The organism is Lolliginicoccus suaedae (genome assembly GCF_008312885.1).
Lineage (GTDB): Bacteria > Actinomycetota > Actinomycetes > Mycobacteriales > Mycobacteriaceae > Lolliginicoccus > Lolliginicoccus suaedae.
The window spans coordinates 338,912-361,332 of sequence record NZ_VSSO01000003.1 but is presented as its reverse complement, the minus strand read 5'-3'; the positions used below and the strand labels follow the sequence as shown (position 1 = coordinate 361,332).

Genomic DNA, 22,421 nt, shown 5'->3' with positions numbered 1-22,421 from the left:
TCTCGGCCTCGAGTCTGTCGTTTCTCGCACACTCGTGACCAGGCAGCGGCGCGCCTTTCCCCGTCCGCGCCGGTGAGGTGCCACTCTCGATACCGATGACCGATCTGCAGACACGAGCCCGCGCATCCCGGCAGGATGGCCGCGACAACGAGATGAGCGACATCGCGCGCTCACTCATGAAGGCAGCATTCGTGCCCACCGGGGCAGCGGTGGGTGCCATCACCGTCACGATCGTGGCGCTGCTGCTGGCCTCCAGCAGCGACCTCACCGGTGCGTTCGCCGCCATAGGCGCGTCCTGGCTGGCTATCCATCAGGTGGTGCTGCCGATCAGTGGCGTGCACCTCGGCGTTCTGCCGCTCCTGCTCACCTTCGCGATGCTCGCGATCACATTCCATTTCGTGAGGCGCGCCAGGGGAGTGGCCACGACCACCCGCGAGATGACGCAGCTCATCGCCGCCGCCACCGGCATCCCCGTCGTCATGACCATCATCTCCCTGGCTGTCATCAAGGATGCCTCGACCGTCCTGAAGATCGACACCCCCAACGTGCTGGTCTCGCTGCTTCTCACGGTCATGCTGCACGGCGGAGCCGCCACCGCGGCGCTGCACCCCCTGGTCCGGGAGCGCATCGCCGAGCGATTCACGCCGCCGGAGTGGGTGGCCGTCGCGCTCGAGGCAGCACGCCGGGGCGCGCTCGTGCTGGTGGCGAGCAGCGCAGCGATCACGGTCGCGCTGCTCGTGCTCTCCGCATCGACCGTGCTCGAGCAGCTCCTCGCGTACAACGGCGCCGGTGCCTTCCTCGGCCTCGGCGCGCTCTCGCTGATCTACCTGGGCAACGTCATCGTGGGCGTCGCGTCCGTCGCGGTCGGCGGCAGCGTGCAGCTCGGGGCAGCATCCGCATCACTGTTCGCGACGGAGCCCGCTGCGCTTCCCGGCCTTCCAGTCCTCGCGATCATGCCCGACGGGCCCGCCGAAGCGTGGTGGCCGATCGCGCTGGTCATCCCGGCAGCGGTCGCTGTCGTCACCGGCAAGACCGTGACCCGCTACCACCTCGAGACCCGCGACCAGGTGGCCACCGTACTCGCAGCAGCGATCCTGCAGGCCGGGGGCCTCCTGCTGCTCGCGCTGCTCGCGGGCGGCCCCCTCGGCGCGCTCGGTAGCGCGTCCTACTCGCCGTGGGTCTCCAGTGGCCTGCTTCTCGCCTGGATCGCGATTCTTGGCACCATCGTCGCCACCGGCACCGCGCGGGTGGCTGATCGCCACGAGCGCCGCGAGCGCCGGGAGGAGATCGAGCGCGCCATCGCTGAAGCCCTCGAGGACGAGGCGGCCGGGAGCGCCGAGGCAGAGAAAGCCGATGCAGAGAAGGCCGAGGAATCCGAGCAGGCGGTGGACAAGGCCCAGGATGAGCCGGAGGCAGCGAAGCAGGACCCGGAGACGCCGACGACCTCGCGGTCGCCCCGCGCTGCCATCGCCACCGCGGGCAAGCTGCTCCCCTCGATACCGGGACGAGGTGGCCGCCGGAAGAAGACCGCGCCGACCGAGTCCGCCGATGTTTCCGGGGCGGGATCCACGGGCCCGGCGAAGGAAGCGGATGCGTCCACCGATGGGGCGAGCGGCGAGAAGGGCCCGGCCAGTGGCGCGGACGCCGAGAAGGGCCCTGCAGAGAAGGCGAACGCCGATCCGGCCACCGCCAGCAGGGACGAGCCCGCCAGTAGCACCACCCAGAGGGATGGAAAGAAGGACTCCACGCGCGGGCGGGGCCGTGCCCGCCGGAAGGCGCAATAGCACAGTCCCGGACCCGATGGCGGGGTTCCCGATGCCAGCCACTAGGCTATGTCGCGTCGGTCGGCCCAGCAGGGTCGATGTGCTCGCCTGAACCAGGAGATCCGCGCTGAACCGCCTCGATCATTCCCGGAGCCACCACGGCACCGAGGATGCACCAGCCCGCATCGTCGTGCTCGCCTCGGGCAGCGGCACCCTGTTCCAGGCCCTGCTCGATGCTGCGACGAATGATTTTCCGGCCCGGATCGTCGCCCTCGTCACCGATCGCGAATGCGTCGCCGAGGAACGCGCCCGGCAACGCGGCATCCCCGTGGTCCGCATCGAGCCCGCGGAGCATTCGTCCCGTGAGGCGTGGAACACCGCGCTCGCCGCAGCCGTCAGCGAGCAGGAGCCTGACCTGGTGGTCACTGCAGGATTCATGCGGATCCTCGGCACAGGTTTCCTCCGCGCAGCCACCACCAGCATCGTCAACAGCCACCCGGCGCTGCTGCCCTCGTTCCCCGGGGCCCATGCGGTGCGCGATGCCCTGGCCCACGGCGTGCGGGTCACCGGCACCACGGTCCATCTCGTCGACGACGGTGTCGATACCGGTCCGATCCTGGCGCAGGAAGCAGTGCCCATCAAGCCTGGGGACACCGAGCCTGAACTGCACGAACGAATCAAGGAAGTCGAGCGGCGCCTCCTCATCGAGGTGGTAGCCGATGTGGTGACCCGAGGAGTGGTCATCGATGGACGGAAGGCCATGATCCCGTGAGCAACAGCACCCCACCCACCATTCCCCTCAAGCGCGCCCTCGTCAGCGTCTATGACAAGACGGGCCTCGAGGACCTTGCCCGCGGGCTTGCCGAGGCAGGCGTGGAGATCGTCTCCACCGGCTCGACCGCCAAGCGCATTGCCGACGCGGGAGTCGCCGTCACCCCGGTGGAGGAGCTCACCGGCTTCCCCGAGACCCTCGACGGTCGCGTCAAGACCCTGCACCCGCGCGTGCACGCCGGGATCCTCGCCGATACCCGCAAGGAGGAGCATCTCGAGCAGCTCGACACCCTCGGCGTCGAAGCGTTCCAGCTCGTGGTGGTCAATCTCTACCCGTTCACCCAGACCGTGGCCTCCGGCGCCACGGAGGACGAGTGCGTCGAGCAGATCGACATTGGTGGGCCCTCGATGGTGCGCGCCGCCGCGAAGAATCACCCTTCCGTCGCGGTCGTTGTCGATCCCGCCAAGTACGGGCAGGTCCTCGAGGCCGCTCGCGGCGGCGGATTCAGCCTCGACCAGCGCATCGCGCTGGCCGCCGAGGCATTCCAGCACACCGCCATGTATGACGTCGCCGTGGCGAGCTGGATGACCAGCGTCCGTGCCCGCGCCACCGCCGACAGCCCGTTCCCCGCGTGGGCCGGGGCCACCTGGGGCCGCAGTTCCGTCCTGCGCTATGGCGAGAACCCGCACCAGGCAGCAGCGCTCTACACCTCCCCGGCGGGAGGGGGCATCGCCTCGGCCGAGCAGTACCACGGCAAGGAGATGTCGTACAACAACTACACCGACACTGATGCGGCATGGCGTGCAGCGCACGACCACGATGCGCCGTGCGTGGCGATCATCAAGCATGCCAACCCCTGCGGCATCGCCATCTCGAGCCTCTCCGGCAGCGGAGCGATCGCTGAGGCACACCGCCGCGCGCACGCGTGCGACCCCGTGAGCGCCTTCGGCGGCGTCATCGCCGCCAACCGCGAGATCACCGTCGAGATGGCCGAGCAGGTCGCGGAGATCTTCACCGAGGTGATCGTCGCGCCCTCCTACGAGGAGGGAGCAGTGGATGTGCTCAGCCGCAAGAAAAACATCCGCATCCTGCGGGCAACAGCGCCCGAGCCGCGGGGCACCGAGCTGCGCGCCATCTCCGGCGGGATCCTGCTGCAGGACCGCGATGTGCTCGACGCCGAGGGTGACGATCCCGCGAACTGGACGCTCGCTGTTGGCGAGGCCGCCGACGAGGCCACCCTCGCCGACCTCGCGTTCGCCTGGCGCGCCTGCCGGGCAGTGAAGTCCAACGCCATCCTCCTCGCCCACGAGGGCGGCACCGTGGGGGTGGGCATGGGTCAGGTCAACCGCGTCGATGCCGCGCGCCTCGCGGTCTCCCGCGCGGGCGAGCGGGCACAGGGCAGCGTCGGAGCCTCCGATGCATTCTTCCCGTTCCCCGACGGCTTGCAGGTGCTGCTCGATGCCGGTGTGCGCGCCGTGGTGCAGCCCGGTGGTTCCGTTCGTGACTCCGAGGTCATCGCTGCCGCGAAGGAAGCCGGGGTCACCCTTTACCTGACGGGGGCCCGTCACTTCGCCCACTAGCTGGTCACGAGCACGCCCGCCACGATCATCCAGCGTGGCTGGCGTTGCCGTTCCCGCGGCAAGGGCTGGCGCGGCGAAGGATGCAACGCTAGAGGAGCACCGCGCACGCCGCGATCACCGGCAGCGACAGCACAGTCGTCACGATCGCCGAATCGCGCGCGAGGACCACCCCGCGGCCATACCAGCTCGCGAAGACGAACACGTTCTGCGCGGTGGGCAGAGCCGCGAGCACCACCACCACGAGCAGCTGCTCGCCGTCGAGCCCCAGCAGCCACCCCCCGATCACCCACGCGAGCAACGGCTGCACGACCACCTTGATCGTCGAGGCGAGCAGCACATCGCGGCGCGGGCTGGTGCCACGACGCAGGGCGCGCGTGCCATGCAGCGAGATCCCGAACGCGATGAGCGCGCCCGGCACGGACATGCCACCCACGAGATCCACGGGCTGATCGACGACCTCGGGAAGGCTGATGCCGGAGAGGGCCACGAGCATTCCCAGCCCGGCCCCGATCAAGATTGGATTCCGCAAGGGTGCCACGACGATGCCGACGAGGGAGCGTCGCTGGTGCGGGTCCCGCGTGATGATCTCCAGGATGGCAAGAGCGATCGGGCCGAGGAAGACCACCTGGAACAGCAGCACGGGCGCGATGACAGCCGCATCGCCGAGCACGTACACCGCGAGCGGCAGGCCCAGGTTGACGGAATTGACGTACGAGGAGGCGAGCGCGCCCATGATGCTCTCCGCGACCCGTCGGCGCAGCCACGCCCGCGCGAGCACGAAGTACAGCAGGGCCGCGAGCGAGGCAGAGGCCGCAGCGACGACCAGGCCGGGGGAGAAGACCACCGATAGCTCAGCGTGGGCGAGAGTGTGGAAGAGCATCGCCGGTGTCGCTACGAGGAAGACGAGCCGGGCGAGGACCTGCTCGCCGCCCGCGCCCAGAGCGCCCGTGCGTCCGAGCATGTAGCCCACCCCGATGATGCCGAGGATGACCGCGAAGCCGACCACCACTCCAGACATCGGCGCTCCGTCCTCCCTGGCCGCTGCGAGGCTTCCCTCGCCGCTGTGGCACGCGTGTGGTGCCATGCTAGGCGGGTGGCGCGGGGTGCCGTTATGGCGTGGATCTCTCCTTCAGCGTCCCGGAGGCCCAGCAGCTCGCCGGGTGGCTTCGGGGCGCGGGGGTTCGCCGGGTGACTTCGGGGGGCAGCAGCCACCCATCCAGTGGTCTCCTGCCACCGTTGGAGAGTTGCTGCCACCCTCAATGCGCGATGCCACCGAAATATCGGTGGCATCGTGGTACAACCGTGGCCGCAGCCAGGTTTGGGTGGCATCGTCCGTCCCGCACCGCCGAGCGGAACCGCCGCCCGAAACGGCCAAGCCACGGGAAGGACCGGAAAAGCACGACTAGCCCCGGCAGCATCGATCGGTGCTGCGGGGGCTAGAGCTGTGCTGCTTGGCCTGTTGCGGCTAGCGGCTGGAGAAGGGGAGAAGCGCCATCTCGCGCGCGTTCTTCACGGCGATTGCAACCTGGCGCTGCTGCTGTGGCGTCAAGCCCGTCACTCGGCGTGAGCGGATCTTGCCACGGTCGGAGATGAAGGTGCGAAGCAGGTTGACGTCCTTGTAGTCAACGTGCTCGATACCGGCTGAGATCAGCGGGTTCTTCTTCGTCTTGCGACCCTGGTCTCCGCCCTTCTTCTTTACTGGTGCGGTGCTCTTCTTGCCCATTTACCCTTCGTTCCTCAACGTTTGTCGTTTACCAGCTGGACTTGCTGACACCGGGGAGCTCGCCGCGGTGTGCCATCTCGCGCACGCGGACTCGGGAGAGTCCGAACTTGCGGAAGTAGGCGCGCGGGCGACCATCAACGGCGTCGCGGTTGCGCACCCGGATCGGGCTGGCATTGCGGGGCTGGCGCTGCAGCTCGGCGACAGCATCCATGCGATCCTCATCGGAGGTCGCGGGGCTGCTGATGATCCGCTTGAGCTCGTTGCGGCGCGTCGCGTACTTGGCGACGATGACCTTGCGCTGCTCGTTGCGGGCGATCTTGGACTTCTTGGCCATCAGCGCTCCTCGCGGAAGTCGACGTGCTTGCGTACGACGGGGTCGAACTTGCGCAGCACGATGCGGTCTGGGTTGTTGCGGCGGTTCTTGCGGGTCACGTACGTGAAGCCAGTGCCAGCCGTCGACTTCAGCTTGATGATGGGGCGCACGTCATTTCGCGCCATGGTGTTCCCTTCCTAGATTCGATAGCGGGGTGGTGCTAGACCTTGTCGCCACGTGCACGGATCGCGGCGACAACAGCCTCGATGCCATCCCGATCGATGGTCTTGATGCCCTTGGTGGAAACCTGGAGCGTGACGTACCGGCCTTCGCTGGGCAGGAAGTACCGGCGACGCTGGATGTTCGGGTTCCAGCGACGCGAGGTGCGCTGGTGCGAGTGGGATACGGACTTCCCAAAGCCCGGCTTGCGCCCAGTTACTTGGCAGTGCGCCGACATGGCTACAGACCTCTCGTAAGTGACGTTCATTTTCGACAAAGCCGACGGGACACGGTACCTTTCCGGTAAGGATTCTGACAACCATTACCGATAAGGAGCATCCAGTGACCGATCAGCGCACACCCGTCGTGCTGGTCTGCGGATGGCAAGAAGATGCTAGTCCCATTGCACGCGCATTTCAACGCGAGGGTACCTCAATCGTCCACTATGACCTCGCCGAGGTCAAAACGGGCGTCGTCTGCAGGGCATTGACCACCACTGATGGTGTCAGGCACCGCACGCGAACAACCTTGCTGGCGGCTGCTCCGGGCCAGGCATCCGACGCGATCCGCGAGGATGTCCTGCCCCTGCTGCGTCGGCTGGCTAGCCGGAGCCGTGTAGGTCGGATAATACTCCTCGTCCCCCCACTCCTCGACATCGAGGACCTGCGCCAGGTCATCAGCACCTCGGCCATCACGGGGATGCTCGGCCATCGCGACGGCCCGCTCCTCGACGATGTCCGGATCCAGGCGGTGCTCAGCGTCCTCGGCACCTCGACCTGGTTCGCGGACGCCACGAGCGCCGAGACCCTCGCCGAGCGCGGCATCGACGGTTCCTCGCACGAGCGCTCGGTCGCCAGCACCGTGACCAACTGGGCGCGCGCCGCCGATGGGATCATCGCTCTGCGGGACAGCCAGGGCGATCCCGCGCTGGACCATGATCCGCGGCTCGCCGCCGTGCTGGACCGGATTGCCCCCGGCATCCCCATAGCCTGGCAGGGCAGCGACCTCCTCCCGGACCCCCGCGACCTGCTCGCCCTCCTCCCCGCGGACGCGACCAGCCCGGCCTTCCCTGGAATCCACGACCCCTTGCTGGCGTCGCGGCCACCGCTCGAGGCCGACCACGGCATCGGGTGGCTCGAGTTCGATGCCGCGCGGCCATTCCACCCCCAGCGGCTCCACGAGGCGCTCGACCTCATCCTCGACGGCACCATCCACGCGCGCGGCCGCGTGTGGCTCGCCACAGCTCCAGACGCGGTGCTCTGGCTCGACGCGGCCGGGGGAGGGCTGACGATCAGTGCCGCGGACCGATGGCTCTCCGCGATGAGCGCCGACGAGCACGACGCCCAGCCGCCCGAGCGCACGGCGATGGCAGCAGCGCGATGGAATCCCGGGCACGGCGACCGCCATACCGCGCTGGTCCTGCTCGTCCATGACGGCCATCCCGAGCGCATCCGAGGCGCGCTCGAGGACGCGCTGCTCACCGATCCCGAGCTCGCCGCGGGCCACGAGCTGTGGCGAACGTGGGAAGACCCCTTCGGAGAATGGCACGAGGACCCCTGTGCTGATTTCCCGGGAACCGGCGCCCACATGGGCGCAATTGACATCGACACAAGGAAAGAAGGAGACTAGTGCAACCAGCCATTCATCCTGAGTATCATCCGGTTGTCTTCCAGGACGCCAACACCGGATCCATGTTCCTCACGCGGTCCACCGCTACGAGTGAGCGGACAGTGAGCTGGCAAGACGGAAACGAGTATCCGCTCATCGTCGTCGATGTGACCGCCGAGTCGCACCCGTTCTGGACGGGAGCGCAGCGTATCCTCGACACGGCCGGCCGGGTAGAGAAGTTCCGTCAGCGTTATGGCAACCGTGCCCGACCCGCGGGCGCTCGCAGGAACGCGGGCGGCAAACGAGAGGAGCTTGATAGCAATGGCAGTACCCAAGCGTAGGAAGTCGCGCGCGCGGACCCACCACCGCCGCTCGCAGTGGAAGGCCACTGCGGTCGACCTGGTGCCCGTGACCGTGGGTGGCGTGGCGACCCGGGTGCCGAGCCGCATCGTCAACGCCGTCCGTCGCGGACTGATCGACCCCGACAAGCTCTGACCAAGAGCCATCTCGGGCTAGAAGCTTCGGTGTAGGGCCCGCGCAGCATCGCTGCGCGGGCCCTACGCTGTGCTTGTGCTGCTGACCATCCTGGATCTCTCCGGCATCGCTGCGTTCGCGGCATCCGGTGCGCTCGTCGGCGTCGCCAAGCGGCTCGATGTGTTCGGCATCTGCCTGGTAGGCGTGACCACGGGCATCGGTGGCGGCATCATCCGCGATGTGCTCCTGGGCATTCATCCGCCGTCCTCGCTGCAGACCTGGCCGGCGTTCGCGACGGCACTGTCCGCGAGCATGCTGGGGCTGCTGCTCCATCCCGAGCTGCAACGCCTGCGCGCGGGCGTCCTGCTGCTCGACGCCGTGGGGGTCGGGGTGTTCGCGACCGGCGGCGCGGCCATCGCGCTGGAGGCAGGAGCCGGACCGCTCGCCGCGATCGTGGTGGGGACCGCGACCGCCATCGGCGGCGGGGTGATCCGCGACGTGCTGGTCAACGAGATGCCCCTGCTGCTGCACCGCGATCTGTACGCCGTGCCCGCGCTGCTCGGCGCCGCACTGATCGTCGCGGCCGATTGGCTGACCATCCCCGGCACCCCCGCGCTCGCGGCGGGCGTGGTGCTCGCTGCCGGGCTGCGGCTCGCCGCGCTGCGCTGGGGCTGGAACCTTCCCGCTGCCCCGCGCGCCCCGGAGGCGCCGGGCTAGGAGCGCCCGAGACAGTGCGGCCACTCTTACACATTGTTCAGGTGGGCAGTACACACTAGTGGGCATGCGGATACTCGTTGTCGATGATGATCGGGCGGTGCGGGAGTCGCTGCGGCGGTCGCTCTCCTTCAACGGCTACACGGTGGACCTCGCCGTCGACGGCGTCGATGCGCTCGAGCAAGTCTCAGCGACTGCTCCGGACGCGATCGTGCTCGATGTGATGATGCCCCGGCTCGACGGCCTCGAGGTGTGCCGTCGGCTGCGAAGCCAGGGCGACGATCGCCCCATCCTGGTGCTCACCGCGCGTGATTCGGTGTCCGAGCGCGTGATGGGCCTCGATGCGGGGGCCGACGACTACCTGCCGAAGCCGTTCGCGCTCGAGGAACTGCTCGCGAGGCTCCGTGCGCTGCTGCGGCGCCGCGGCGCGGCGGACGCCGATGATGGTGCTGGCGAGGCGATGGAGTTCGCGGGGCTCACCATGGACCCGGTCACCCGGGAGGTCACCCGCGATGAGCGGCAGATCAGCCTCACCCGCACCGAGTTCTCGCTGCTCGAGATGCTGATGGCCAACCCCCGGCGCGTCCTGACCCGCGCCCGCATCCTCGAGGAGGTGTGGGGCTATGACTTCCCGACGAGCGGGAACGCCCTCGAGGTGTATATCGGCTATCTCCGCCGCAAGACCGAGTCGGAAGGGGAGCCGCGGATCATCCACACGGTCCGTGGCGTGGGCTACGTGCTGCGGGAGACGCCCCCGTGAGGACAGAGGGGTGGCTGCACCCCTCGAGACGTATCGGCCGCACGATGTCCCTGCGCACCCGCGTCACCCTGCTCGCCGCGTTCGTGGTGACCATCGCGGTGGCGCTGATGGCGGGCGCGGCGTTCAGCGTGGTTGCCCGCGCGCTCTACAGCGATGTGGATGACCAGTTGCGCAAGCGTGTCGATCTGATCGTCGCCTCGCACCTGCCCGAGCGGTTCGGCAGCGATGCGGTTACCGCGGCGTCGCTGTTCTCCGACACCCTCTCGGGCACCCTGATCTATCCCGATAACACCGCTGCGCCCATGTCGCCACTGATCGAGCTCGGCGAGCCTGAGTTCGCGGTGATCCGCGGCGAGCAGGAATCGTCGCTGCGCACCATCGGCAACCGGCGCGTCATCGCGCAGCGCTCCAACCAGGGTGCCACCCTCGTCCTCGCCCAGGACCTCGCCCCCACCCAGGAGGTCCTCGACCGGCTCGCCCTCGTGCTGCTGATCGTCGGTGGGTGCGGAGTGATCCTCGCCATTGTCGCCGGCACCGGCGTGGGGCGGACCGGACTGCGCCCGGTAGCGAGGCTGACGGCGGCGGCCCAGCGCGTGGCGCGCACCGACGATCTCACGCCCATCCCCGTCACCGGTGATGACGAGCTGGCCCGGTTGACCGAGGCATTCAACTCGATGCTGCTCGCCCTGCGCGAATCCCGCGAGCGGCAGGCCCGGCTGGTCGCCGACGCCGGGCACGAGCTGCGCACCCCGCTGACCTCGCTGCGCACCAACACCGAGCTGCTGATCGCAGCGAGCAGGCAGGGAGCACCCGCGCTGGACCCCGAGGACATGGAGGGCCTGCAGGAGGATGTGCTCGCCCAGATCGAGGAACTGTCCACACTGGTCGGCGATCTCGTGGACCTCGCGCGGGAGGACTCGACCGAGCCCGGAATGGAACGGGTGGATCTCGCGGAGATCGCCGACCGGGCCATCGAGCGCGTGCGCCGGCGCCGCACCGACGTGGACATCGAGGCATCCACCCTCGGCTGGTGGGTGTGGGGCGATGCCGGCGGGCTGACCCGAGCGTTGCTCAACGTCCTGGACAACGCGGCGAAGTGGAGTCCTCCGGAGGGCCGGATCTCGCTACGGATGCAGCCAGGGCGCGGGCGGAACGTGGACGTGACCATCGAGGACGAGGGTCCAGGAATCCCGCTGGAGGAGAGGGCATTGGTGTTCGAGCGCTTCTACCGCTCCGACGCGTCACGATCCATGCCAGGCTCGGGCCTCGGGCTCGCGATCGTCTACCACGTGGTCCACCGCCACGGCGGGAAGGTCACCATCGACGATGCCGAAGGCGGCGGTGCACGAGTGACGCTGAGCATCCCCGGCGAACCGGTCGGCCAGTGATGTTGCTCTCGTGGCACAATTATCGGTCCAGTCTCAGGAAGCTCTCAGAGCGCCGATGCACCGTGTGGAGAGAGGATCCGACCGGCCACGCCCCCGAGGTGGTCGACTGGAACATGAGGAGCTGATGTCATGACCTACGGAGCTGATGGCACCCCGCCAGGGAGCGATCCATCCGGCCGCGATCCCCGGCACGGACTGGGAAACCCGCCACGGAACTATCCAGCGATGGGCATGGAGCCACCGCCGGGTGGCCAGGGCGGCCCGCCGCCGGGTGCCACTGTGCCGCCGCCGGGCTATCCACAAGCTGGTCCGCCCGTGCCTGGCAACCCCCAGCCAGGATCCCCGCAGTCCGGCGCCGAGCAGCGGCCCCGGTCGCGAGCACCGTGGTTCCTCGTCGGAGCGCTCGTGCTGGCCCTCGCCAGCGGACTCGTTGGCGGCCTGGTGGGCGCGGGGATCGCCGGCCGCGACGGGACCAGCGCGCAACCAACACAGTTCAGCGGCCAGCTACCATCCGTCTCGGACCCGGAGGAGGAAGCACCGCGAGGCTCGGTCCAGTGGGCCGCGGAGCGCGTGCTTCCCTCGGTGGTCAAGATCGATGTGGATACCGCCGCATCCTCGGGCAGCGGCTCCGGCGTGATCCTCAGCAGCGACGGCGTGATCCTGACCAACAATCACGTCGTGGCAGGCTCGGATGGCAGCGTCGAGGTCGCCTTCAATGATGGATCGGCCGCCCAGGGGCGGGTCATCGCCGGGGATGCCCAATTCGATATCGCCGTCGTGCAGGTCGAGGGCCGCACCGATCTCACTCCGGTCGAGATCGGCAGCTCGAGCGCGCTGAGCGTGGGGCAGCCCGTCGTGGCGATAGGCTCGCCGCTCGGCTTGTCCTCCACCGTGACCACTGGAATCGTCAGCGCCCTCAACCGCCCGGTGTACGCGGGCGGCGAGACCGCGGAGGAGACGTCGGTGATCGACGCCATCCAGACCGACGCCGCGATCAACCCGGGCAACTCGGGTGGTGCCCTGGTGAACCTCAATGGTGAGCTCGTGGGCGTGAACACGGCGATCGCGACGCTGGGCCGCGCGGGCATGGGCCAGGGCGGATCGATCGGACTGGGCTTCTCCATCCCCATCGACCAGGCCAAGCGGGTCGCCGAGGAACTGCTCGCTACCGGCGAGGTGCGCAAGGCGACCCTCGGCGTGCTGGTGGACATGCGCGACCCGGAGCGGGGCGCGCTGGTCACCGAGGTCGTTCCGGATGGCGCGGCCGAGCAGGCGGGCATCCCGCCGGGAGCAGTTGTCGTAGGCCTGGATGATCGGCCCATCGCGACCGCGACGGCCCTGATCGCGGCGGTTCGGTCGCAGGTGCCGGGCGATGTCGTGGAGATCTCGTGGATTCCGCCCGGGGGCGGCGCGTTGCAGCGCGCTCAGGTCGAGCTGCGGGAAGGATGACGGTGCGCAACACGACTGTGGGTGACACTGTCGACGATTCCCGTTCCGTGGCGGTGGTCGCGGGCATTACGGTAAGAGGTATGGAGATGCAGACATCGCCGCAGGGCCGGGCGCTCGTGGTCATTGTTGATGACGGGCACACATCGGGCGAGCCCCCTGAATCGATCGGTCCGCTGGTGCGGGAGCTGCTCACGGAGAACGGGTTCCATGTCGACGCGATCGTCGCGGTGCAGCCCGATGAGGTGCAGATCCGCAACGCGCTCAATACAGCGGTTATCGGCGGGATCGACCTGGTCATCTCGATCGGTGGCACGGGCAGCACCGCGCGGGATGTCACTCCCGAGGCGACCGCTGGGGTCCTGGACCGGGAGATTCCCGGCATCGCTGAGGCGTTGCGGGCCTCGGGGCGAGCGGATGGCGTGCAGGATGCGGCCCTGTCGCGGGGCCGGGCCGGGGTCTCGGGCAGCACCGTGGTGGTCAACTTCGCGTCCTCGCGGGCAGCGGTGCGTGATTCGATGGCCACGATCGGGCCGCTGGTGACGCATGTGCTTGCCGAGCAGTCGGATTTCGACAGCGAGGTCGCGTACCGGTGACCGAGCCCGAGGATCCGCGCGAGCGTGCGCGGCGGCGCGCCCGGCTCGATGCGGTGTTCGGTGATGTACTCCCCGAGGAGCGGGCCTCGACCGGCACGCCATCCGGGGCGGACGACTCGCAGCTCGAGCAGTGGTTGCGGGAGAACAAGCCGCCGCATCATTGAGCTGGGTCACTGAGCTGGCGCGTTCGCTCACCAGTGCAGGCCACTAGCAATCAGGCCCCGTCCTCCATGTGTTTCGGAGGGCGGGGCCTGTGCTGTGGGCGGGGTGGTCAGGCTCGCGGGGTCCGGTCCTGCAGGAGGTCGCGGATCTCGGTGAGCAGCTGGATATCGGTGATGCCCGCTTCCTCGTCCGCGACCTGCTCCTTGATGAGCCGCTTCTTGGCGTGGGTGAACGGCACGATCAGCACGAAGTACACGACCGCGGCGAGGATGACGAAGTTGATGACCGAGGTGATCACCGCGCCCACGTCGATGAACGTGGCCTCGATCCCCGGACGGATGGAGAACCCGAGCCCGTTGACATCGGTGTCCGCGCCGATGGCGGCGATGAGCGGATTGATGATGTTCTCGGTGAATGCTGTGACGATAGCGGTGAACGCGGTACCGATCACGACCGCGACAGCGAGGTCGAGCACGTTGCCCCGCATCAGGAAATCGCGGAAACCTTTAAGCATGGGGACTCCAAGTGTGTGCAGTGAGGTGCCGGAAAGTTCTCGGCTGGAAAGAATCCTAGTGCCGGATGCTGGCGGTGAGCCTCTTGATCGGCTCGTGCCTACCGGAGTGTCACGGTCACGATTCCCTGCGCGGCATGAGCGGCCACGGCCACGGCATCGGTGGGGCCGAGGGCGAGCACGGCGAGCGCTCCGCCCGCGTCACCGGCGCTGCTGGTGAACAGGACCGCGGCATCCGTGGCGAGCACGCTCGCGGGCTGCGTTGATCCGGGCGGCACCGCTACGACATCGACCCGGTCCCCGGGCTGGAGGAGACTCGTCACGGCAGGGTCGGAGAGGCGCACGGGAACCGCGCGGGCGCCGGTCGCGTGGCTGGTCTCGTCGACGATCCGCGGTGTCAGCAACCGTGCGTCGGTGATGATCTCGCCCGCTCGGATCGGGGTGGCGGCCCGGGAGTCGAAAGCCTCGTCCGGCGTGACGAGCGATGATGCCGCCAGGCTGGTCGCATCCACGGCACGCAGGGCCACGTTGGCGCTGGTGAACTCCTCGCCCGCTGAGATGCCGCGCAGAGCGATCGTTGCCAGGGTGTGGTCGGGACCACGCTGGAGGAACACGATTACGGCGAGCACGAGGAGCAAGAGGGCTGTGGCTTGCCGTGCCCGATGCAGCTGGCGGGGCGGGAGGGTGCAGCAGCGTGCCGCCTTGTCGAGCAGGCTGGGGGAGAGGTCGTTCGGGGGCACGCGATCTCCTGGGGCTGCAAGCGGACGTGGCATGCCCCGACCAGAGAGTAATTCGTGGTCAGGGCATGCGGCACGAGGTCGATCGCAGTCTAGGGAGCGTTGCGAGCCTGCCGGGCCGGTGCGCGTGATCCTGTGGACAACCCTGGGTCCATCCACAGGTGCGTTGCCGGGCAGGCGATCATGCTAGGAGGTGGAGCTGCTTTCCGAGCCGCTGCTCTTGGCCGAGCTCGTGGTCGAGCTGCTGCTCGAGGCCGCGGATGCGGTCGTCGAGCTCGCGGCGTTGCGGCTATCGGTGCGGTAGAAGCCGCTTCCCTTGAACACGATGCCCACGGAGTTGAACAGCTTGCGGAGCTTGCCGTCGCAGCGGTCGCACTCGGTCAGCGCGTCATCGGTGAACGACTGGACGATGTCGAACTGGTGATCGCACGCGGTGCAGGCGTAGGAGTAGGTGGGCATCGGGGACCTCCATGAGGACAGGATCAGCTTTTAGCACTCTATCGCGCGGAGTGCTAGGAGTGGTAGCGGGCCGCATCATCCTCGCGGCAATGAGGCCCCTCCAGTGTCCTCAACGCCCACTGGCAGCCGTATATGCCCGCCCTCCGGAGTGATGGCTCCATCCATCCGCACGTCATGCGCATCGGCGGGAAGGCGCGCCACCAGTTCGCTGTCGCGCACCACGGCCACCAGCGGCGGCCGCCGGTCGAGCGGCCCTAGCGCGCGGTCGTAGAACCCGGCGCCACGGCCCAGCCGGGTGCCGGTGCGGTCGACAGCCAGCGCCGGCACGAGGACCACGCCGCACTCTTGCACCGCGCTCGGCCCGAGCAATGGGCCTTCGGGCTCGAGGAGCCCGTACCGGGCTTCCCGGAATCTGGCCGCGCCGCCGAACGGTGCCCAATCGAGCATTCTGCCCGGGCGCATCACTGGCAGGATGACCGGGAACCCAGCAGCGGCGAGAGCCTCGAGCATCAGCACCGAGCCCGGCTCCGTCCCCGAGGGGACATACGCGGCGACCACTCTGCCGGGGGCGAGGGCCCGCGCCACCGCTACGGCGTGGACCGCGAGCTGCTCCGCCTCAGTGGCATGCGCGGCCCGCGACAGGGTTGCGCGCTCGTGAACGAAAAACGTACGCCAAGCGGCCTTGTCGTGTTGGTTCCGCGGATCAGGGCGAAACCCCGGAGGATCGGTGTTAGTACAATCACCAAGCATGGATTACCTCGGTATTGATCTCGCACACTTCTTGCGAGCCGGCGTTTTCCCGTGCGCGGAGCGACTGCTCGATCCACGATGGGCATGACAACAGAATCTTCACGACCTGGCAGTGTGAAGCACGACCAGGCTAATACGCGAGAAGAACAACGAGGTTGAAGATGAGTGACGTCGGTGCGAGTCCCGCGAAGCCGTTTCGCACGGCGATCGTTCCCGCGGCGGGGCTCGGAACGCGCTTCCTGCCCGTGACCAAGACGGTCCCCAAGGAACTGCTCCCCCTCGTGGACACGCCCGCGATCGAGCTCGTGGCGAGCGAGGCCGCCGAAGCCGGCGCCGAGCGGCTGGTCATCGTCACCTCCGAGGGCAAGCAGGGCGTGATGGCCCACTTCATCAAGCACGACGTCCTCGAGGGCACCCTCGAGGCCCGCGGCAAGCACGCGCTGCTCGACAAGGTCCGCCGGGCCCCCGCCCTGCTCGATGTGCAGGCGGTCGTCCAGGAGAAGCCCCTCGGGCTCGGTCACGCCATCGGCTGCGCAGAGGCTGTCCTCGACGACGACGAGGACGACATCGCCATCCTCCTGCCCGATGACCTCGTGCTGCCCACCGGTGTGCTGACCAAGATGGCCGCGGTGCGCGCCCGGCATGGTGGCAGCGTCATCTGCGCCATCGAGGTCGAGGCCAGCCAGGTCAGCTCCTACGGCATCTTCGACGTCGTCCCCACGGGCAACGAGGACGAGGCCGACACCGTCCTGAGGGTCACCGCGATGGTCGAGAAGCCCGCGCGGGAGGATGCCCCCTCGAACCTCGCCGCAGCGGGCCGCTACCTGCTCGACCGGGCCATCTTCGACGCGCTGCGCCGCATCACCCCTGGCGCGGGAGGCGAGCTGCAACTGACCGATGCCATCGTGAAGCTTGTTGACGAGGGCCACCCCGTGCACGTGTATGTTCACACGGGAAGCCGACACGATCTCGGAAATCCCGGCGGCTTCATCAAGGCTGCGGTTGACTTTGCTCTCGACGATGAAGAGTATGGTCCGCCGTTGACGCAATGGCTGACCGAGAGGCTTGGCCTCCCTTCCCTGCCAGGCCTCGTTCCTACCTCGGACGAGGACCCGGGCCCGGAAGGGGACTGACGGGAAGGAAGGGGTCCATGCGCACGGTCGAGGAGCAGCACGCTCGTATCGCGGAGGCGGCCGTGGAGCTGGAGCCACAACGCGTCAGCATCGTTGACGCGCGCGGGCTAGTGTGCGCGGAGGAAGTGACGGCCCGCAGGCCCCTGCCCGGGTTCGATCAGGCCGCCGTCGCCGGATACGCGGTCCGCAGCATCGATGTAGCCGACGCCGGGCCCGACCACAAGGGGCAGTTCGGCCAGCCAGCCGATCTCGCGCTGCCCGTGGTCGGCGAGATCCGCGCCGGAGCCCGGCAGATCCCGCGGCTCCAGCCCCAGCAGGCGGTCCGCGTCGAGGCCGGGGCGCCACTGCCCGCGCTCGCTGACGCTGTCGTTCCGCTCGACGGCACCAATGGCGACCGCGCCAAGGTCGCCATCTTTCACCCCATCAAGCCCGGCACCAACATCCGCGAGGCTGGCGACGACGTGCGCGTGGGCGATGTGGCGGTCGCCGAGGGCACCCTCGTCTCCGCGGCGCACGTAGCGCTGCTCGCCTCCGTCGGCCGCACCGATGTCCTCGTCCGTTCCCGGCCCCGCATCACCATCATCGCGGTGGGCCCGGAGCTCGTGGATATCGCCTTCGTCCCCGACATGGGCCAGGTATACGACGTCAACTCCTACGCCCTCGCCGCGGCAGCCACCGAGGCCGGTGCCATCGCCAACCGCGTGGGCATCATCGACCCCTACGCCGATGCCGTGCGCTCCGCCATCGCCGAGCACCTGCCGCGCACCGACATCCTCATCATCACCGGGGGAGTGGGTGGCCGTGCCTCCGATACCGTCCAGGAGGCGCTCCTCGATTTCGGCAATATCGAGATCAGTCGCGTCGGCATGCACCCTGGCGGCGTGCAGGGCTTCGGGATGCTCGGCGACCGCAAGGTGCCCACCTTCCTGCTCTCCGAGCTGCCCACCAGCGTGCTCGTCGTCTTCGAGGTCATGGTGCGGCCACTGGTCCGCACGATGCTCGGGCGCCCCGACCCCTACCGGCGGCGCGTGCAGGCCCGCACCGTCAACGACTTCACCTCCGAGCCTGGCGTGATCGGCTACGTGCGCGGCAAGCTCATGCGCGACGGTCGCGGGAAGTACCACGTGCGTGCCCTCGGCGCTGTAGACGGCGCCAACCGGATCACGCACCTCGCGGACGCGAACTGCCTCATCGAGGTCGGCCCGGGCACCACTCACGTCGGGGCGGGGGAGACCGTGCCCGTCGCGTTCCTGGCGCAGCGCGGGTGACGCACCCGGGCTGGCCGGCCGTAGTCGGTCCCATCACCACGGCCGCGGGCACGATCGTCCTGCGGCCGGTCCGGCTCCGCGACGCCTCGCACTGGAGCCGGCATCGCCTCGAGGACGAGAGCTACCTCCGACCGTGGGAGCCCACCGGCGAGGGAGGCTGGATCCCTCGCCACCGGGCGGGCAACTGGCCCGCGGTCTGCATGACCCTGCGGTCCGCCGCGCGCAAGGGCACGATGATGCCGTTCGCCATCGAGGTCAATGGGGAGTTCGCCGGCCAGCTCACCGTCGGGAACATCGTTCGCGGCCCCCTGAGCTCGGCCTGGATCGGCTACTGGGTAGCGCGATCGATGGCGGGCCAGGGGATCGCTACGGCCGCGCTCGCGCTCGGCGTGGACCACAGCTTCACCGCCAGCCACCTGCATCGGCTCGAGGCGACGGTGCGGCCCGAGAACCATGCCAGCCGAACCGTCCTGCGCAACGTTGGCTTCCGCGAGGAAGGCCTGCTGCGCCGGTACCTGCACGTCGATGGCGACTGGCGCGACCACACCCTCGTCGCGCTGCTCGCCGATGAGCTGCCCGACAGCGCTGCCTCGCGCATCGTCCGCATGGGCAAGGCATCATGGTGAACTCTTAGAATCGTCGCCCGGCGCGTCGCGCGTTACCCAACGGTGATCCCACCTAGCCTGTCTGCGAGGCGTCAAGCACTGTTGGCGCAAGCATCCTGAGCTCGGCAGCAAGAAGGGAGCCCGTGTTCATGCCGAATTCGTTCCTCTGGTTGGGACTCGTGGCACTCTCGATCTTCGTGCTTGTTCCCATGATGGTGAACACGCGCGAACCAGTCTTCCGGGCCGGCGACCGTGCCTTCGCCACCAGGGTCCTGCATTATGGCGGGGCACGACCACGCACCGAGAGTGCCGCCGCGGACGGGCCCCTCACGGGTGGCGCCATGCGGGCACACATCGAGCTGAACACCAATCCCGGGGAGGATCGGATGGCAATGCGCGATACGAGCAGTCACGGCGGGGCAGCGGCCGGGCCGTCCGAGGAGGAGCTCGCGCGCCGTCGCGGCCGCGGCGGCTTCGACCCCGAGGCGGATGCGCTAGCGAGCGCCGCGCGATACCGGTTGCGCCAGCGCATCGTCATCGCGCTGGGCGCGACAGTGGTGCTCTCCGCTGTGCTGGCGCTCACCTTCCTGGGGCCGGCCTGGTACATCACCATCGCCGGAATCCTCGCGCTCGGCGGCTACCTGATGTACCTGCGCACGCAGGTGCGCATCGAGCAGGACATCCGCGAGCGCCGCATGGCCCGCCTGCGCGGCGAGCGCACCGTGCGGGATCCGCATGCTGATCCGAACGGGCTCGACCCGCGCGATGCCGACTACGTCGCTTACGACGACGAGGATCCCGAGTTCGACGCCGTCGGTGACTACGACGATCCCGGCTACCAGTACCACCCGGGCCAAGCGCGCTAGCCCACGCACGGCAGAAGCATGGCTGTGATCCAGGCCAATGTTTCTCCGTCAGCGTGATTCGACACACAAGCATTACGGCACGGTCACCGCTGAGCGATATGCCGGAAACACGGCGCGCGAACACTGGAATGCATGGAATGGGAACGCATCAGTGACAGCGGACAGATCTGGCGCGTGCGCGTGCAGCTCGTGGACCGGCCAGGAACGCTCTCGGCACTCACCGCGCGCCTCTCCACGCAGGAGTGCAACCTCCTCGCCGTGACGGTGCTGCCGGTATCCGGCAGCGACACCTCGGAGGGGAACGTCGTCGACGATTTCGTCCTCCGCGCCCCCACCAGCATGACCGCGGACCACCTGCGCGAGCTCATCGAATCAGACTTCGTCACCTGCTGCGGGCTAACCACCGGCAGCGTCAACGACCTCGTCGACCCCGAGACCACCCTGCTGCGCCTCACCCGCGCCGCCCTCGCTGGAAAAATCACCACGAGCGAGGCGATCCGGCGGCTGCTCGCTGCCGACAACATGGAACCCGCCGCAGGCGCCGCGCGAACCCCCGGCCAGGCGACCCTCGACGCGACTGGCCACATCGCCACCATCACCGCCGCAGGAAGCAGCGCGCGCTACACCCGCGCCTGGGCGCCCTACGTCGACGGCGAGCTCGCCCGGGTCGAGGCCCTGCTCGAGCTCGTCGCGCCAGCCCCCGAAGAACCAGCCCCGGCAGAACCAGCCCCGGCAGAACCCGCCCCGGAAGCACCTGCCGCCACCGAACCTGCACCGGAAGCACCGCCGGCCACCACGCCCGCCACGCCGCAGGTCCGCCAGCTCTCCAGCCTCGACGTCCAGTTCCTCAACGCCGAGACCCCCACGACCGTCATCCACGTCGGCGGACTCACCATCCTCGACCCCAGCGATCTGCCCGGCAGGCTTCTCACCGCGCCCGCGCTGCGCGAGGTCATCGCCAGCCGCCTCCACCTCGTGCCACCGCTGCGCTGGACGCTGCGCACCGTTCCCCTCGGCATCGATCTGCCCTACTGGGACGATCAGCAGCTCGTGGACCTGCACTACCACGTCCGCGCCATCGACCTGCGCCACGAGGGCAACGGCGGCACCAGCGACCACGCTCTGCGCGAGCTTGTCGCCCGTCTCGACGCCACGCACCTCGACCGCAGCAAGCCCCTGTGGGAGGCATACCTCATCTCCGGCCTCGACGGTGGCCGCCAGGCCCTCTACACCAAGGTGCACCACGCCGTCATCGACGGAGTATCCGGAGCCGAGGTCATGGCCGCCGTCATGGACCTCACCCCGGAACCGTTCGCCGTGCCGCCGAGCACCACCCACGGGCCCGAGTACCTCGCGCCCCGCGCGCTCCGGCTGCTCGGCCACACCGTTCGCCGTGCCGCCACCAAGCCCGCGCGCCTCGCCCGCGCCGCGCGCTCCATCGCCCCCCATATCGCCGACGTGCCCGGCATCATGGCACTGCCCGGTGCTGATCGAATCGCCCGGAGAGCCAGCCGCAGCACCACGAGCACCCAGCCCGAGCGGCCCGGCGCACCGCCCATGACACCGTTCAACCAGCGCATCACCGCGCGCCGCAGCATCGCCACCACCAGCATTCCCCTCGCTGACATCAAGACCGCGAAGAACGCCTGGGGCTGCACCGTCAACGACATCGTCATGGCGGTCTGCACTAGCGCGATCCGTCGCTGGCTCGACGACAACGACGCCCTGCCCAGCAAACCGATCGTCGCCTCGATGCCCGTCTCCGTCCGCACCGCCGAGCAGCACGGCACCGCCGGGAACCAGATCGGCTTCATGCCCACGATCCTGCCCACCCACGAGCCCGACCCTGCCCAGCGCATCGCTGGCCTCACCCACAGCATCGCCGCGGCCAAACTGCGCTTCGCTGACGCGCCCGCCACGCTGCTTCACGATGCGACCGAGGCACTGCCGCAGCTTCTCCACGGCATCGCCTCCCGCGCGGTGTTCGCCACCGCGGGCATCGCCGCGCCGCCGTTCAACCTGCTCATCTCCAACGTCCCCGGCCCCCAGATGCCGCTCTACGTAGCCGGTGCCAAGGTGCTGCACAACTACCCCGTATCCGTCATCTCCGACTTCACCGGCGGGCTCAACATCACCGTCATGTCCTACAACGGCAACATCGACTTCGGGCTCGTCACCTGCCCCGACCTCATCCCGGACCTAGACGTGCTCGCGAGCCACCTCCACGACGCCATGACCGAGATCCTCCAGCTCGCGGAGGTCGACGCATCGGGGGAGCCGGCGGCGCGCGCATGACGCAGAGAGAGCAGTGCTGGGTGCAGCGCGTCGATTTCCACACCCGGCGCAACGGCTGCTAAAGTTCCACACGACACATCCTGGGGCTATAGCGCAGTTGGTAGCGCGTCTCGTTCGCATCGAGAAGGTCGGGGGTTCGATTCCCCCTAGCTCCACCAGTGTCAATACAGGCCAGGGCCGTTCCGGTGATCTCCGGGGCGGCCCTGGCTTGTTTTTGGTGCAGGCGGTGGTTCCGGGGCCTTCCGGGTGAATCTGCTAGCTAATGTCACTCGACACGCC

The 22,421-nt window shown here is 68.7% G+C and carries 26 protein-coding genes and 1 tRNA gene; 18 read left to right on the top strand and 9 right to left on the bottom strand.

Features of this window, described 5'->3' with window-relative positions; genetic code table 11:
- Positions 1–95: 95 nt before the first annotated feature.
- The 3 genes from FXO18_RS10790 (at position 96) to purH (ending at position 4,115) form a co-directional block, all read left to right on the top strand.
- Entirely contained in the window at positions 96–1,784 is a 1,689-nt protein-coding gene (locus FXO18_RS10790; RefSeq protein ID WP_149361113.1) for a cell division protein PerM, read from the top strand.
- A 169-nt stretch (positions 1,785–1,953) separates the two neighbouring features.
- On the top strand, positions 1,954–2,535 hold the full coding sequence (gene purN, locus FXO18_RS10785; protein WP_407936461.1) for a phosphoribosylglycinamide formyltransferase: 582 nt from the start codon (positions 1,954–1,956) through the stop codon (positions 2,533–2,535).
- Entirely contained in the window at positions 2,532–4,115 is a 1,584-nt protein-coding gene (purH, locus tag FXO18_RS10780; RefSeq protein WP_235900608.1) for a bifunctional phosphoribosylaminoimidazolecarboxamide formyltransferase/IMP cyclohydrolase, read from the top strand. Before purN ends, purH begins: the two co-directional genes overlap by 4 nt.
- Before the next feature lie 88 nt (positions 4,116–4,203).
- Here purH and FXO18_RS10775 read toward each other — a convergent pair whose 3' ends face one another.
- The 5 genes from FXO18_RS10775 to rpmB form a co-directional block, all read right to left on the bottom strand.
- Positions 4,204–5,133 carry an AEC family transporter gene (locus tag FXO18_RS10775; RefSeq protein ID WP_149361111.1) on the bottom strand — a complete coding sequence of 310 codons (930 nt, stop codon included), beginning with the start codon at positions 5,131–5,133 and terminating at the stop codon, positions 4,204–4,206.
- A gap of 447 nt (positions 5,134–5,580) precedes the next feature.
- On the bottom strand, positions 5,581–5,838 hold the full coding sequence (rpsR, locus tag FXO18_RS10770; protein ID WP_149361110.1) for a 30S ribosomal protein S18: 258 nt from the start codon (positions 5,836–5,838) through the stop codon (positions 5,581–5,583).
- Between the two features lie 28 nt (positions 5,839–5,866).
- Positions 5,867–6,172 carry a 30S ribosomal protein S14 gene (rpsN, locus tag FXO18_RS10765; protein WP_149361109.1) on the bottom strand — a complete coding sequence of 102 codons (306 nt, stop codon included), beginning with the start codon at positions 6,170–6,172 and terminating at the stop codon, positions 5,867–5,869.
- Positions 6,172–6,336 (bottom strand): 50S ribosomal protein L33, encoded by a 165-nt coding sequence (rpmG, locus tag FXO18_RS10760; protein WP_149361108.1) that lies wholly within the window; start codon positions 6,334–6,336, stop codon positions 6,172–6,174. Before rpmG ends, rpsN begins: the two co-directional genes overlap by 1 nt.
- 35 nt (positions 6,337–6,371) lie before the next feature.
- Positions 6,372–6,608: a 50S ribosomal protein L28 gene (rpmB, locus tag FXO18_RS10755; protein WP_149361107.1), complete on the bottom strand. Its 237-nt coding sequence runs from the start codon at positions 6,606–6,608 to the stop codon at positions 6,372–6,374.
- 104 nt (positions 6,609–6,712) lie between these two features.
- Here rpmB and mrf point away from each other — a divergent pair, with 104 nt between their 5' ends.
- The 9 genes from mrf to FXO18_RS15960 all read left to right on the top strand — a co-directional run bounded on the left by mrf (position 6,713) and on the right by FXO18_RS15960 (position 13,520).
- On the top strand, positions 6,713–7,999 hold the full coding sequence (gene mrf, locus FXO18_RS10750) for a ribosome hibernation factor-recruiting GTPase MRF (protein ID WP_149361106.1): 1,287 nt from the start codon (positions 6,713–6,715) through the stop codon (positions 7,997–7,999).
- Positions 7,999–8,319: a type B 50S ribosomal protein L31 gene (locus tag FXO18_RS10745; RefSeq protein WP_149361105.1), complete on the top strand. Its 321-nt coding sequence runs from the start codon at positions 7,999–8,001 to the stop codon at positions 8,317–8,319. Before mrf ends, FXO18_RS10745 begins: the two co-directional genes overlap by 1 nt.
- On the top strand, positions 8,300–8,473 hold the full coding sequence (rpmF, locus tag FXO18_RS10740; RefSeq protein WP_149361104.1) for a 50S ribosomal protein L32: 174 nt from the start codon (positions 8,300–8,302) through the stop codon (positions 8,471–8,473). Before FXO18_RS10745 ends, rpmF begins: the two co-directional genes overlap by 20 nt.
- Positions 8,474–8,548: 75 nt before the next feature.
- Positions 8,549–9,169, top strand: a complete 621-nt coding sequence (locus FXO18_RS10735) for a trimeric intracellular cation channel family protein (RefSeq protein WP_149361103.1) — start codon at positions 8,549–8,551, stop codon at positions 9,167–9,169.
- A 64-nt stretch (positions 9,170–9,233) separates the two neighbouring features.
- Positions 9,234–9,926 (top strand): response regulator transcription factor, encoded by a 693-nt coding sequence (locus FXO18_RS10730; protein ID WP_149361102.1) that lies wholly within the window; start codon positions 9,234–9,236, stop codon positions 9,924–9,926.
- A 44-nt stretch (positions 9,927–9,970) separates the two neighbouring features.
- The gene (locus tag FXO18_RS10725) at positions 9,971–11,314 is read left to right on the top strand and encodes a sensor histidine kinase (protein ID WP_149361101.1); all 1,344 of its coding nucleotides are present in this window, start codon (positions 9,971–9,973) and stop codon (positions 11,312–11,314) included.
- Positions 11,315–11,443: 129 nt separating this feature from the next.
- Positions 11,444–12,763: a S1C family serine protease gene (locus tag FXO18_RS10720; RefSeq protein WP_235900605.1), complete on the top strand. Its 1,320-nt coding sequence runs from the start codon at positions 11,444–11,446 to the stop codon at positions 12,761–12,763.
- Positions 12,764–12,843: 80 nt separating this feature from the next.
- On the top strand, positions 12,844–13,356 hold the full coding sequence (locus FXO18_RS10715; RefSeq protein WP_149361304.1) for a MogA/MoaB family molybdenum cofactor biosynthesis protein: 513 nt from the start codon (positions 12,844–12,846) through the stop codon (positions 13,354–13,356).
- Positions 13,353–13,520 carry a hypothetical protein gene (locus FXO18_RS15960; RefSeq protein ID WP_187774313.1) on the top strand — a complete coding sequence of 56 codons (168 nt, stop codon included), beginning with the start codon at positions 13,353–13,355 and terminating at the stop codon, positions 13,518–13,520. The genes FXO18_RS10715 and FXO18_RS15960 overlap by 4 nt, the downstream gene beginning before the upstream one ends.
- 107 nt (positions 13,521–13,627) lie before the next feature.
- On the opposite strand, the gene mscL is transcribed toward FXO18_RS15960, so the two are convergent.
- The 4 genes from mscL to FXO18_RS10695 form a co-directional block, all read right to left on the bottom strand.
- Entirely contained in the window at positions 13,628–14,032 is a 405-nt protein-coding gene (gene mscL / locus FXO18_RS10710; protein ID WP_149361100.1) for a large conductance mechanosensitive channel protein MscL, read from the bottom strand.
- Between the two features lie 98 nt (positions 14,033–14,130).
- Positions 14,131–14,769 (bottom strand): SAF domain-containing protein, encoded by a 639-nt coding sequence (locus tag FXO18_RS10705; RefSeq protein ID WP_187774312.1) that lies wholly within the window; start codon positions 14,767–14,769, stop codon positions 14,131–14,133.
- A 183-nt stretch (positions 14,770–14,952) separates the two neighbouring features.
- The gene (locus FXO18_RS10700; RefSeq protein ID WP_149361098.1) at positions 14,953–15,225 is read right to left on the bottom strand and encodes an FmdB family zinc ribbon protein; all 273 of its coding nucleotides are present in this window, start codon (positions 15,223–15,225) and stop codon (positions 14,953–14,955) included.
- 75 nt (positions 15,226–15,300) lie between these two features.
- Complete coding sequence (locus FXO18_RS10695) at positions 15,301–15,975, bottom strand: 5-formyltetrahydrofolate cyclo-ligase (protein ID WP_149361097.1); 675 nt, start codon at positions 15,973–15,975, stop codon at positions 15,301–15,303.
- 161 nt (positions 15,976–16,136) lie between these two features.
- On the opposite strand from FXO18_RS10695, the gene FXO18_RS10690 reads away from it, so the two are divergent.
- The 6 genes from FXO18_RS10690 to FXO18_RS10665 all read left to right on the top strand — a co-directional run bounded on the left by FXO18_RS10690 (position 16,137) and on the right by FXO18_RS10665 (position 22,300).
- Positions 16,137–17,108, top strand: a complete 972-nt coding sequence (locus FXO18_RS10690) for a UTP--glucose-1-phosphate uridylyltransferase (RefSeq protein WP_149361096.1) — start codon at positions 16,137–16,139, stop codon at positions 17,106–17,108.
- A gap of 17 nt (positions 17,109–17,125) precedes the next feature.
- On the top strand, positions 17,126–18,376 hold the full coding sequence (gene glp / locus FXO18_RS10685) for a molybdotransferase-like divisome protein Glp (protein WP_149361095.1): 1,251 nt from the start codon (positions 17,126–17,128) through the stop codon (positions 18,374–18,376).
- Positions 18,373–19,002: a GNAT family N-acetyltransferase gene (locus tag FXO18_RS10680; RefSeq protein WP_149361094.1), complete on the top strand. Its 630-nt coding sequence runs from the start codon at positions 18,373–18,375 to the stop codon at positions 19,000–19,002. The genes glp and FXO18_RS10680 overlap by 4 nt, the downstream gene beginning before the upstream one ends.
- Positions 19,003–19,160: 158 nt before the next feature.
- A complete protein-coding gene (locus FXO18_RS10675) occupies positions 19,161–19,847 on the top strand; it encodes a gephyrin-like molybdotransferase receptor GlpR (protein ID WP_223114677.1) in 687 nt (228 codons plus the stop codon).
- Between the two features lie 132 nt (positions 19,848–19,979).
- On the top strand, positions 19,980–22,142 hold the full coding sequence (locus tag FXO18_RS10670) for a WS/DGAT/MGAT family O-acyltransferase (RefSeq protein ID WP_149361092.1): 2,163 nt from the start codon (positions 19,980–19,982) through the stop codon (positions 22,140–22,142).
- Between the two features lie 82 nt (positions 22,143–22,224).
- A tRNA-Ala gene (locus FXO18_RS10665) sits at positions 22,225–22,300 on the top strand.
- Positions 22,301–22,421: the final 121 nt, after the last annotated feature.